The following is a 12142-nucleotide window of genomic DNA, read 5'->3' as shown; positions in this document are numbered from 1 at the left end:
ATCAATAAATAATTTGAAATTATCACTTTTTTTTATATCCATATCATCATTAACTTTAAACTCATTATACAGCATTTCACGAATAAATACACAAGATATTCACAAAAAATATGATAGGCCTATTCTAGAGGTATATTATAACCAGTATTCATATCTCCATTCCAAACGGACATGTTTAGTCCACATTTTAAAGCCAGATAATCACTAGTTTAGTAAAAAAAGTAGACACAGATATAAATTTTATAGCTATGTCTACTCAATTTTATTCACTATGAATTTAATCCTATAAATCGCCAAGGAAATGTTGCATCAAAAGATTTAAATTACGTTGATCCTTCGCCCCCATTGTTTCACGAACAGAATGCATGCCTAGCAATGGTAACCCAATATCCATTGTTCTCATTGGGAACATAGCAGACGAAATAGAACCAACTGTAGAACCACCAACAATATCAGAATTATTTACATACAACTGATAGTCTGCATTGGCTTCTTCACATAGGCCTTTCACAATAGCTAATGCCTTAGCATCGCCTGCATAGGATTGACTAGCAGCCAATTTCAACGTAACGCCACCATTTAGTGTAGGGAAATTAGTAATATCGTTCTTTTCAGAGAAATTAGGATGTAAACCATGAGCCACATCAGAAGAAATCATGAATCCTTTACCCATATCAGCATCAAGTTCATTTCGAGTTAATCCAAGACCACGATAAATACGTTCCACTAGCAATGGTAAAATCATACCTGCCCCACCTTGTTTTGTACGACTACCTACTTCTTCATTATCAAACAAGATAGCTACACGAATACCATCTACTTGATTTTTTTGAGCCGCTAACATACCTTCTAGACAACCATAACAGGATGTTAGATTATCAAGGCGTGGTGAACTGATAAATTCGTTATGAATACCCACTGTACATCCTTGTTCTACAGGGTATAGTGTCATTTCATAGGATAAAATTTCCTCTGGCTGACATCCTACTTCTTCCGCTAACAATGTTGTCCATGCATCGTATTCAGATTCTTCGTCTGGTGTCATCATGATAATTGGTAACATATGTTTTTGACGACTCAATTTAACACCATCATTCATTTCACGATTCATATGAATGGCTAGATTAGGAATTAATGCTATTGGTCGTTTTGTATCAACTAATACAGCATCTACATCGAAAGCATCTTGACCTTTTAATACGACTGTACCAGCAGCACCCAATGGACGATCTAGCCAGGTATTTAAAATCAATCCACCATACATTTCAACATTTAATTTTGTATAACCTTTCACAGTAGTGATTGGATTTGGTTTAACTCGTATAGCTGGAAAATCTGTATGAGCAGAAGCAATACGTAATGTATTTCTAGGATTATTACCTACATGGAATGCAAATAATGTTGTGCCAAATACATTTACTACATAATTACCTTCCCCTAATGACCATTGTTCCTCCATAGATAATTCTGTATAGCCTGCATCTAATAACATTTGTAGACTAGTATCAACCGTATGATACGGAGATGTACAAGCTGAAATATACTGTAATAATTTTTGATTTTCTTGTTCCATAGCGCACCTCTTGTATAAATATATACATAATGAAAGTATCATACATAGCTACGTCTTGCATTCCCCCACATCATTGCATGTATACATTTATTGTATAAAAAAACCTCCCTTTCATCAAGGGAGGTTTCTGTTCTATAGACTATTCTAATAAGTCTCATCATAGTGTGCTAAGGATAACAGAGTATTCTAGCAACACCACGACAGACAATGCTGTTAACATGTAACCAGATTATTCTGGCAATGCTACATCTTCTAGATTTGTTTTCTCGATTGTTTCCAATGCACCATTATCACAAAGATTTGCAATAGTTGGATCAATTGGTAGACGACCTAGCAATAACAATCCATATTTTTGAAGAATTTCTTCAATGTGGCTTTCACCAAAGATTTTGTAATCCTTGCCATTATCTGGACAGTGGAAATAGGAATAGTTTTCTACTACACCAATAATTGGCACTTGCATCATATCAGCCATTTTCACAGCTTTTTCAACGATCATGGATACGAGATCTTGTGGAGATGTGACGATAATAATACCATCTAATTTCAAGGATTGATATACAGTAATCGCTACGTCACCAGTTCCTGGTGGCATATCTACGAACATGTAATCAATATCTTTCCAGATGACATCCGAATAAAATTGTTTAACTACATTACCTAAAATTGGACCTCTCCAAAGAACTGGATCCGTATCATTTTCAAGCAACAAATTAACGGACATAATATCTACGCCACCTTTAGAAGTGACAGGATACATACCGATTTCATCAGCATAAGCCTTTTCTTTCAAACCAAATACTTTTGGAATGGAAGGCCCTGTGATATCAGCATCAAGGATAGCTGTCTTGTATCCCTTACGAGCTTGTGTAATAGCCATCAAACTAGTAACAGAGGATTTACCTACGCCACCTTTACCACTAACAATACCAATGACATGCTTTACATTACTCAACTCATGCATAGGAGCTGTCATATCTTGAGGTTGTTGTTGCTGTTGTTGTTCATTTGCGGAACCACATCCTGCGGATGCAGATGGGCAACCGCCGCAACCGCCATCGCTGCAACCCATAATAACACCTACTTTCTAACTGGAGGACTTGCCTCTCGTTCTATATACAAAATTAATTTCTAAATTAGAGATTGCTTTCACAACTCTATTTATTTATTGTAGCATATTGAATATTTTCTATCAATGGTGCTATATTTCTTCATCAACAATTTTATCGAGAACTTCTAATGAAGGAATAAGAAATAACTCACTATTTCCCGCAGAATTGTACAGTCAATTCGCCAAGGATTTTCATACCTTCTTTTATAGTCTCCACTGTTGGCACTGTATAGCTCAAACGGAATGCACGTCCATTAGGAATGCCATCAGCAGCGAAAGCACCACTTGGTACAATGCCTACCTTGTGTTCCATACAGGCTTCAAAGAACGCATCACAATCCACATCCTCTGGCATAGTCATCCATGCAAACATACCGCCTGTTGGCACAGTGATATGAACTTTGGAGCTCGCATATTGTTGGAATGTTTCGTACATAGCATCCCATTTCATTTTATATACGCGACGCACTTCTTCGATTTGTTCATCATAACTCACATTATCAAGTACCGTAGATACAACACGTTGTGTAACGAGTGGCATTTGGCCATCACAGTTATTTTTTAATACTTGAATGACATCAACCACTTCTTTTGGTCCAAACATGAATCCAACGCGCAAGCCAGCAGATAATGTTTTAGAATAAGAACCAGCATATAATACGCGATTCTCCGTATCAAAGGATTTAAATGTTGGCACATAGTCACCAGCAAAACGGATTTCACCATATGGATCATCTTCATAGATGAATAAATCATGTTTAGATGCCACTTCATAAATCGCTTTGCGTCGTTCTAATGGCATTGTAATACCTGTGGGGTTTTGAAAATTAGGAATCAAATATACATATTTACCCTTCCCAGATTTTACAGCTTCGTCTAAGGCTTCTGGAATCATACCAAATTCATCCATGGCAATACCTTTTGCAATAGCACCAGTATTACGAACGGCATTAATACCGCTAGTGAAAGTATATGCATCCATATATACTTCATCACCAGGTTCGCACACTGTGCGTGGTACAAGTCCTAATAATTGACCAGCACCTACAGAGATCAACAAAGATTGTCCGTCTGGATTCATATGATGTGTATTCACCAAGCGATGTAATGTTTGTTCCGCCAAATGTGCATCACCTTGCATAGGGCCATATTGTAATAACAACATCGGATTTTCATGTACCAATTTATCAAATGCGTCTTGAATAGCTTTCACAGGAATCGCCTCTGGTGCAGGGTTACCAATACCAAAGCTAATAAATCCAGGAATGCCAGCACCGCGTTCAAATACGGCACGTATAAAATTAGGTCCCTTTAAGGTAGAGCGTTCAGGAATAGAAAAACTCATGATTATATCCTCACTATCATAATGAAATCATATCTATACTAATAAAAGGATAGATGATGGTATGTACACATTCATCTATCCTTAACTTTATCACTTTAAAGGGTATTAGTAAAATTTTATTTTATATACCTCTAGATAATTTTAGTTATCCTCATTGTTATTCTTCTCTACCACTGCATTATGCTCAGTTAATTTTGAATCTTCAATGGCATGTTTCGCCTTTTGCTTCTCCATATAGTTTTGATAGAGCTTCCACAAAATGAAATAGGCAATGGCCGCCACGATAACGATAATTCCCAATCGAGATATATTTTCTCGGAAATTCACAATATCCGTACCGATGGCAACTTCTAGAGCAGTAGATGGAAATTTACCAATTAAATTCGCAATAATATAGTCACGAGGTTTAATTTTACTGATAGCACCTAATGCCGTAATGATTCCAGAGGGGAAATATGGTAGTGTTCTAGCAAATAGCATCACAGCAAAACCATTGCGCCCACTAAAATCATCAACTTTCATCAATGTTTTATTTTTTGAAATCAGTTTATCCGCTGCATCTCTGAGGAAATAGCGCATGATATAAAAACTGATGACTACACCAATGGTTTCTGCTAACCAAGAAATAATAATCCCCGGCCACATGCCAAAGACGATACCATTCGCTGTGGATATAAAGATAGATGGCAAAAAGCCTACGGCATTGACGAAAATATCTAGTACCATACTAATGAGCATGGCCCAAGTACCATAGTGGCGAAGGAATTGAACAATTTCATCCATCCGTCCAGCTGTCGCCAAATGCCACACCATGGGATAAAATTTAGGATCTATGATATGGATGCCTACTAGCACAGCGATAGTTAATACTAGAGCAATGATTTGGATCCAACGCTCACCTGAGATTCCATAATATATATTTTTTTTATTTTCACTCATAAATAATCCATTTCTAATGTACTAAACATTTAATTTAATTCCTATTATATCATGATAACATGGTATAATGACCATAAAATGAGTTAAATAACTTAATTGAACAATTAATTATTACATGTCAGTAATTTCGTATTAAGAAAAGAGGATTTCTATGTCAAATATCACTATCGGAATGACAGCTACAGCAACAACAACTGTAGTCACTGAAAACACCGCTAAAGTTATGAAAAGTGGTGCCCTTGATGTATTTGCCACACCAGCAATGTGCGCTCTTATGGAGGAAGCTGCACAAGCAGCCGTAGCGCCCGTCCTTGAGTCTGGTCAAGGTACTGTAGGTATTAGCCTATCTATCACACATGATGTTCCTTCTCCTCTAGGCGCTACTATTACTGCTACCGCAGAGGTAACTGCCGTGGATGGCCGTAAAATTACGTTCCACATCGAAGCAAATGATGGTCATGGTAGCATCGGTAAAGGCACACATGAACGTTTCATCATCGATAATGAAAAATTCATGGCTAAAGTTGCACAAAAGGCTGCAAAATAAATTTACTTTCATCAAAACATAAACATACTGAATAATCTATCAATATGATTTGATTGACTCTAAATTTACTATAATTAAATGAATCTAGTGTGTATTCTAAATGTATGTTTGTGTGATTACTCTATATGGGTATATCCGTACTTGCAATACCATGAGGGTATTATTGTTAGCACGTTATATACGGTTTTTATTTTTTTTGTTTGTTTATAATCGTAGTTGTACATAAGAGAGGAATGTATTATGAAAGCAATCAAAGTACCGTATCACAAACAGTTCTGGACTATTGAAGTTCCAGAGGCCAATCTACAAGGCATTTTAACATCAGGTGCACATGACTATACGCCAACTGCATCTGAACAAGAACTTGTAGAACAAGCATTGAACAACCCAATTGGTTCTAAAAAACTGGAAGAACTCGTACAAGGTAAAAAGAACATGGTCATCATCACTAGTGATCACACTCGCCCTGTACCAAGTCATGTAACAATGCCAATCTTACTTCGTCGTATTAGAGAAGCCAATCCTACAATCGACATTACGATTTTATTAGCCACTGGTTTCCACCGCCCTACTACAGAGGAAGAAATCAAAAATAAATTTGGTGAAGACATCGCTAAGAACGAACATATTGTAAATCATATCTCTAGCGATGATTCTCAAATGGTTAAAATCGGCGTACTCCCATCTGGTGGTGACTGCATCATCAATAAATTAGCCGTTGAAACTGAGTTATTAATCTCTGAAGGTTTTATTGAACCACATTTCTTCGCCGGTTTCTCTGGTGGTCGAAAATCCATTCTACCTGGTATCGCCTCTGAGGTTACTGTAATGGCCAACCATTGTGGTGAATTTATTAACAGTCCTTATGCTCGTACAGGCAATCTAGAAAATAATCCAATTCATAAAGATATGCTCTATGCAGCAGAAACAGCAAAACTAGCTTTCATCCTAAACGTTGTTATCGATGCAGATAAAAAAATCATCAATGCCTTCGCTGGTGATTCCGTAGAAGCTCATAAAGTTGGTTGTGAATTCGTTTCCAAACTATCTAGTGTAAAACCAATTCCTGCAGATATTGTAGTATCTACAAATGGTGGATATCCTCTAGATCAAAATATGTATCAAGCAGTAAAAGGCATGACTGCTGCTGAAGCTACTACAAAACCAGGTGGTGTTATCATCATGATTGCAGCTTGTGACGACGGTCATGGCGGTGAATCCTTCTATGAAACATTGAAGAAAGCAGAATCTCCTCGCGCCCTACTTGATTACATTGCTACAGTGCCTCGTAATGAAACAATTGCTGACCAATGGGAAATGCAAATTTTAGCTCGTATTCTTGATCAATTTACCGTAATTATGGTATCTGATATGTGCGACCCTCAAATGTTTAAAGACATGCACATGCAACATGCCTCTACATTTGAAGAAGCATTACAACGTGCCTTTGAAATTAAAGGCAAAGATGCGACAATGACAGTTATCCCTGATGGTGTATCTGTAGTCGTTAAATAAAACATTTACAAAAACACTGATTCTTTCCGAGTCAGTGTTTTTTCTTTACTTCCCTATAGGCCTATTTGTATCATAAATGCCCTTACCCAGTACAAAAAAACTAGCAGACATTTTGTCTGCTAGTTTTTTATGTCATTGAGTCTATCCACTAAAAATTAGTCGATACGTACTACCCAACCTTCTGGTGCTTCGATTTCACCATGTTGGATACCCAATAATGTATCATATAATTTTTTGGTTGTTGGACCCATTTCTTCCATACCAGCTGGGAAGTTGATGTCCCCATCTTTAGTATGAATAGAACCAACTGGGGATACTACTGCAGCAGTACCACATAGACCTGCTTCTGCAAAGTCTTTCAATTCACTAAACAATACTTCACGATGTTCTACTTGCATACCAAGATAATGTTCTGCTACATACATCAAGGAACGACGAGTAATAGATGGCAAAATACTATTGGATTTAGGTGTTACTAATTTGTTATCTTTTGTAATGAAGATAAAATTAGCGCCACCAGTTTCTTCTACTTTTGTACGAGTCGCAGGATCCAAGAACATATTTTCAGCAAAACCTTGTTCATGTGCTTCTTCGATGGCATGTAAACTCATAGCATAATTAAGACCAGCTTTAATATCACCAGTACCATGTGGAGCTGCACGGTCATAATCAGAAATTTTGATACGAATTGGTTTTGCCCCACCTTTAAAGTAAGGCCCTACTGGTGTGCAAAATACGCGGAATTGGTATTCATCAGCTGGTTTAACACCAATAACAGGATTTGTACCCATCATGTAAGGACGGATATATAGGCTTGCACCAGTACCATATGGTGGGACCATATCTTTATTTGCTTTTACAACAGCTTTGATCGCCTCTACGAAACGACCTTCAGGAAGTTTAGGCATAATCAAACGTTCTGCAGAGTTATTCAAACGTTCTGCATTTAGATCAGGACGGAAACATACGATATGACCGTCTTTTGTATAATACGCTTTCAAACCTTCAAACACAGTTTGTGCATATTGTAATACGCCGGCACATTCGTTTAATACGACGTTAGCATCAGTAATTAAACCGCCTTCATCCCATTTTCCATCTTTATAATTAGTTACATAACGATATTCTGTTTCATGGTAACCAAATCCTAGGTTAGCCCAATCAAGATTCTGACTCATAAGATCGCCTCCAAATTTCTCTATCTAATATACATACAATCTTAACACTATAGAATTATTTTTACAATGTATTTTACTATTTTCTCTAATAATTTCCATAGCCTAACTAGCGAGATTATATCTGACTTTAATCCTATGTTCACAATCATAGCACAAACATCTGTATTTTTGTAGTATACATTATGTAAATCTCATATAAATGTCTCTTATTCTCCACACATAATCATCTTATGGTGAAAGTTAAAAGGCTCGTCTCCCAGACGAGCCTTTTACACACTATTACATAGTGGCATATATATTATCGTTAAATTAGTAGTGATACTATTTTTTTATGACTTTTACAATACCGATAACAACAGCTGCACCGATAATGCAAACAACTAAGGATTGGATGCCAAAGCCATCTAGGCCAGCGATACCAAATTTGCCTAATACATAATTGGCAGCAGTACCACCTACAACGCCTGCAGCGGTGTTAGCAATTTTACCCATTTTTTCTTCTGTTTTCATAAAGATACTAGCAATATAACCAGCTAGACCTCCAATAATAATCCAAGAAATAAATCCCATGATAAGACCTCCTATGATAAAAAGATTCCCTATACACTACATCGTTATTGTATCACATAAAATTTAAAATTTTTGATGAATACCTAATCTATATATAAAATTAAAGTATCTATAATATATAAAATTAAAGTGTTTGCATGAAACATTCCTTCAAAAAACATTTTATAACTGTATTTTATTTATTGCCGAAATCGCCTAAAATTATACGAAATTCATCAATATGCGCTTGTGTGGTAGACCAACTGGTGGCAAAACGCACTACCGTATGGTCCGCATCATAGGATTCCCAGAACCCCACACGTACGTGCTCGCTCAAACGTTTCACGTCATCATTATGTAAAATCACAAACAGTTGATTTGTAGGGGATTCCAAATAGAATTTAGAATTATATTCATGAAGTAACTCTTTCACTTGCTCGGCCATATCGATAGCATGACGACTAATGGACATATAGAGATCGTTGGTGAACAATTCACTGAACTGAATACCCAACAGACGCCCCTTCGCCAATAATGCACCATGTTGCTTAATGCGCGTCACAAAATGGCTCGGTGTTTCTTTCGTAAACACTACGGCCTCGCCAATAAGGGCACCAATTTTCGTGCTACCAATATAAAACACGTCGGATAATCGAGCGATATCTTGTAGTGTCACATCCGCATCACGTGATGCTAATCCATAACCTAATCGCGCCCCATCAATAAAGAAATGTATTTGATGTTTGTCGCAAATTTCACGAATCCCTGTGAGCTCATCTAAGGTATATAATGTGCCATACTCGGTCGGTTGTGAAATATACACCATCCCTGGGAACACCATGTGCTCATGATTCCCATCATTATAGAAATTCTCTACATACTGTGAAAGCTCTGCCACATCAATTTTCCCCAAATGAGATGGTATGGTTAGTACCTTGTGACCAGAAAATTCAATAGCACCTGCCTCATGCACGCTGACATGACCTGTTTCAGCGGCTACTACACCTTCATAGGATTGCAACATGCTGTTAATGACGATTTGATTCGTCTGTGTACCACCACTGAGAAAAGTTTCTAAATATTTTGTGACATAGGGTAGGATTCTAATCTATTTAATGCTGTAAGGACCATACGATGCCCTTTGCAATTCGTTGTGGCACATCCTTAAAATGCTTGCCTTGATTCCACTCTAGTATATGATTCTCTACATTAGCATTAGCCTGTATGATTTCATACATAGCTTCTGTATTCCAGTCTCCAGGCATATAGGAGACGATGATGTAGGAACAATCTGGACAGGATTCTTTTATTAACTCACATGTGGTCTCTAAACCTTTTAAATCGTGCTCATCGATGCCGAGATATATGACATGAATATTCTGTGCACTTTTAGAAACTATATGAGCCTCAATATAGCAGGGAATCTGTTCTATTGTATGTTCTGTCATATATATTGATTACCAAGACTGTATTTAATTGTAAAGTTATTTTCTTTATTCATTTCAACTGATGACAACTCTTCTCTTGTCGATATCTTTGTCATAGTTTATTCCCCCTTACATCATCATAATTACAAATCCCACTTATATCTTTTTATATCCACATGCTCCTCATTCTTCATAGCCACCTCTTCGGCTATGAGCAAATCTCGTTGGTCTTTCCAACCTGGTACGAGTCGGCCCGCATGATTCACCACGCGGTGACATGGGTATTTACCATAGTAATCAGCATTACTTAAAATCTTCCCTACAAGGCGTGAGTTCTTATCTCTACCGATGAGTTTAGCAATCTGTCCATACGTCGCCACTCTGCCATAGGGAATCTCCTCTACTACGGATAACACTTCATAGATTAGTTCCTCTGTCAGTACCGATTCCTTTCGCTTTTTCGGTTGTCGTTCAAATGAATCATAAAACATATCGCTATACTCCACTAATGACTATCATCGTTTAATTCCCTAATTGCTATTAGCATCCACACTACCATATAACTAACGGCCCCTTGCACAGGATAATGACAGCTCTTTATACATTTACTCTATTACTCTATCGTCCATACAAATGTAGCCGTGTCTTCGCATTCCACGTCATCTGGTTCAATATCGATACTAGATAATGAATTGTACATCACCATGTCTTCTGCCACATACTGCGTACGGGAATAAATATTAATCTCAGACCAGTTGTAATCAATGCGTAATAATTGACCTAGTTTACTACCGGCGCCATCACATAAAATTTCTGCTTTTTGACGAGCATTAATGGTAGCACTTCTTAATAGTTCTTCTTGAACTGCATTAGCATTCATTTCAAATTGATGGTGATGAGTTTCATGGATACTCTCACATAATCTGGTTTTGCCGAATAGGTTCCCACACCTTTTACTGTTATTACTCGTTCCATATGATGACACACCCTTATAATTCAATATTAACTATTTTATCCATGTATGTATTTAGTTATTGTATTTAGTTATTGTATTCACACATACATTCAGTCATTCTAGCACTTCATGTATCAATAGTTTTATCATTAGAGTTATTTCACTACTCTACCAATAGATTTGTTTAATCATATACAGTACGCCCAAATGCAATGGGTAATATACGTAGAAAAACAATTTAAATCCTGGGCCTCTTTCACCATTATATAGAGCCAATAGTGGCAATGCCCATAATGCGTAAATTTGATTAGGTCCTAGTTCAAAAGATAAAATTCTTAGACCTACTGTGAGGGCAATGAATTTGGCCGTTTTCGTATTTGCCAAATATATGATGACTGGTGTTACGATGCCCCAGAATCCATAATCGATGATAAATCCAGGAATTGGTTTACCATAACAGATATAGGCTGTCAGACCTAATACAACGATGCATATAAGGGCCCATAGTACATGTTGATACCGGGTCATGTGCTTATACTGGTCTTTCACATAGCTTGAACCTAGCATATACAAAATCGATATAGCAAAGGTAATAAATATAGATTGATATAAACTGCCTCGTGCTATATAGTCTATGACCGAGCATACGAGGCCGATAACCCAGATGATGGAGAAATAGCGCCAACGATATCTCGTATAGCGGAATCCTTCGGCAATCATATAGGCGAAGATAGGATACGCCAGTCGGCCCACCACCCTAAATTCATTTACCCCAGGATATAAAATCATCCCTATGTGATCTAGTGTCATGGCCACCAGCGCTATTACTTTTAATAAGGTACCATTCATAGTTTTCTCTTTTTTCATTCATTAAATGACTAGGCAAAGATATGCTTTTCAATGCCTACAAATTAGTTGTGATTAATCTTTATTTTTACTATATCAAAAGGCGGTCAAAATTAAAATCATTTGACCGCCTAATTTTTATGAGTTATTTATCGAA

At 37.1% G+C, this 12142-nt stretch carries 13 protein-coding genes; 2 read left to right on the top strand and 11 right to left on the bottom strand.

Annotated elements, in window-relative coordinates; all coding sequences use genetic code 11:
* Positions 1–283: 283 nt before the first annotated feature.
* The 4 genes from RVY80_RS05780 to RVY80_RS05765 all read right to left on the bottom strand — a co-directional run bounded on the left by RVY80_RS05780 (position 284) and on the right by RVY80_RS05765 (position 4968).
* Positions 284–1573, bottom strand: a complete 1290-nt coding sequence (locus RVY80_RS05780; RefSeq protein WP_295187789.1) for a M18 family aminopeptidase — start codon at positions 1571–1573, stop codon at positions 284–286.
* Between the two features lie 229 nt (positions 1574–1802).
* A complete protein-coding gene (locus RVY80_RS05775) occupies positions 1803–2645 on the bottom strand; it encodes an Mrp/NBP35 family ATP-binding protein (protein WP_295187786.1) in 843 nt (280 codons plus the stop codon).
* 190 nt (positions 2646–2835) lie between these two features.
* Positions 2836–4029: an aminotransferase-like domain-containing protein gene (locus RVY80_RS05770; protein ID WP_317329924.1), complete on the bottom strand. Its 1194-nt coding sequence runs from the start codon at positions 4027–4029 to the stop codon at positions 2836–2838.
* 141 nt (positions 4030–4170) lie between these two features.
* Positions 4171–4968 (bottom strand): TVP38/TMEM64 family protein, encoded by a 798-nt coding sequence (locus RVY80_RS05765; protein ID WP_317329923.1) that lies wholly within the window; start codon positions 4966–4968, stop codon positions 4171–4173.
* A 151-nt stretch (positions 4969–5119) separates the two neighbouring features.
* Here RVY80_RS05765 and RVY80_RS05760 point away from each other — a divergent pair, with 151 nt between their 5' ends.
* On the top strand, positions 5120–5515 hold the full coding sequence (locus RVY80_RS05760; protein ID WP_317329922.1) for a thioesterase family protein: 396 nt from the start codon (positions 5120–5122) through the stop codon (positions 5513–5515).
* Positions 5516–5755: 240 nt separating this feature from the next.
* Positions 5756–7030: a nickel-dependent lactate racemase gene (gene larA / locus RVY80_RS05755; RefSeq protein ID WP_295187777.1), complete on the top strand. Its 1275-nt coding sequence runs from the start codon at positions 5756–5758 to the stop codon at positions 7028–7030.
* Positions 7031–7185: 155 nt separating this feature from the next.
* Here larA and RVY80_RS05750 read toward each other — a convergent pair whose 3' ends face one another.
* The 7 genes from RVY80_RS05750 to RVY80_RS05720 all read right to left on the bottom strand — a co-directional run bounded on the left by RVY80_RS05750 (position 7186) and on the right by RVY80_RS05720 (position 11988).
* Positions 7186–8208 carry a branched-chain amino acid aminotransferase gene (locus tag RVY80_RS05750; protein ID WP_310746297.1) on the bottom strand — a complete coding sequence of 341 codons (1023 nt, stop codon included), beginning with the start codon at positions 8206–8208 and terminating at the stop codon, positions 7186–7188.
* A gap of 321 nt (positions 8209–8529) precedes the next feature.
* Positions 8530–8778, bottom strand: coding sequence for a GlsB/YeaQ/YmgE family stress response membrane protein (locus RVY80_RS05745; protein ID WP_295187772.1), 249 nt, complete (start codon positions 8776–8778; stop codon positions 8530–8532).
* A gap of 175 nt (positions 8779–8953) precedes the next feature.
* Positions 8954–9859: a threonine aldolase family protein gene (locus tag RVY80_RS05740; RefSeq protein WP_317330002.1), complete on the bottom strand. Its 906-nt coding sequence runs from the start codon at positions 9857–9859 to the stop codon at positions 8954–8956.
* Positions 9860–9869: 10 nt separating this feature from the next.
* Complete coding sequence (locus RVY80_RS05735) at positions 9870–10205, bottom strand: hypothetical protein (protein WP_295187769.1); 336 nt, start codon at positions 10203–10205, stop codon at positions 9870–9872.
* A gap of 122 nt (positions 10206–10327) precedes the next feature.
* Positions 10328–10675, bottom strand: coding sequence for an MGMT family protein (locus RVY80_RS05730; RefSeq protein ID WP_295187766.1), 348 nt, complete (start codon positions 10673–10675; stop codon positions 10328–10330).
* Between the two features lie 122 nt (positions 10676–10797).
* Complete coding sequence (locus tag RVY80_RS05725) at positions 10798–11064, bottom strand: SIMPL domain-containing protein (RefSeq protein WP_295193660.1); 267 nt, start codon at positions 11062–11064, stop codon at positions 10798–10800.
* 243 nt (positions 11065–11307) lie between these two features.
* Complete coding sequence (locus RVY80_RS05720; protein ID WP_317329920.1) at positions 11308–11988, bottom strand: TraX family protein; 681 nt, start codon at positions 11986–11988, stop codon at positions 11308–11310.
* Positions 11989–12142 lie beyond the last annotated feature (154 nt).

The organism is Veillonella absiana, from assembly GCF_032970865.1.
Classification (GTDB): Bacteria; Bacillota; Negativicutes; order Veillonellales; family Veillonellaceae; genus Veillonella; species Veillonella absiana.
The sequence above is the reverse complement of the archived record's forward strand: the minus strand, read 5'-3'. Positions and strand labels throughout refer to the sequence as shown.

Bases quoted from the DNA above. Each gene is read 5' to 3' on its own strand.
- RVY80_RS05780 (WP_295187789.1), bottom strand. From the start codon at position 1,573: ATGGAACAAGAAAATCAAAAATTATTACAGTATATTTCAGCTTGTACA.
- RVY80_RS05775 (WP_295187786.1), bottom strand. From the start codon at position 2,645: ATGGGTTGCAGCGATGGCGGTTGCGGCGGTTGCCCATCTGCATCCGCA.
- RVY80_RS05770 (WP_317329924.1), bottom strand. From the start codon at position 4,029: ATGAGTTTTTCTATTCCTGAACGCTCTACCTTAAAGGGACCTAATTTT.
- RVY80_RS05765 (WP_317329923.1), bottom strand. From the start codon at position 4,968: ATGAGTGAAAATAAAAAAAATATATATTATGGAATCTCAGGTGAGCGT.
- RVY80_RS05760 (WP_317329922.1), top strand. From the start codon at position 5,120: ATGTCAAATATCACTATCGGAATGACAGCTACAGCAACAACAACTGTA.
- larA (WP_295187777.1), top strand. From the start codon at position 5,756: ATGAAAGCAATCAAAGTACCGTATCACAAACAGTTCTGGACTATTGAA.
- RVY80_RS05750 (WP_310746297.1), bottom strand. From the start codon at position 8,208: ATGAGTCAGAATCTTGATTGGGCTAACCTAGGATTTGGTTACCATGAA.
- RVY80_RS05745 (WP_295187772.1), bottom strand. From the start codon at position 8,778: ATGGGATTTATTTCTTGGATTATTATTGGAGGTCTAGCTGGTTATATT.
- RVY80_RS05735 (WP_295187769.1), bottom strand. From the start codon at position 10,205: ATGACAGAACATACAATAGAACAGATTCCCTGCTATATTGAGGCTCAT.
- RVY80_RS05730 (WP_295187766.1), bottom strand. From the start codon at position 10,675: ATGTTTTATGATTCATTTGAACGACAACCGAAAAAGCGAAAGGAATCG.
- RVY80_RS05725 (WP_295193660.1), bottom strand. From the start codon at position 11,064: ATGAATGCTAATGCAGTTCAAGAAGAACTATTAAGAAGTGCTACCATT.
- RVY80_RS05720 (WP_317329920.1), bottom strand. From the start codon at position 11,988: ATGAATGGTACCTTATTAAAAGTAATAGCGCTGGTGGCCATGACACTA.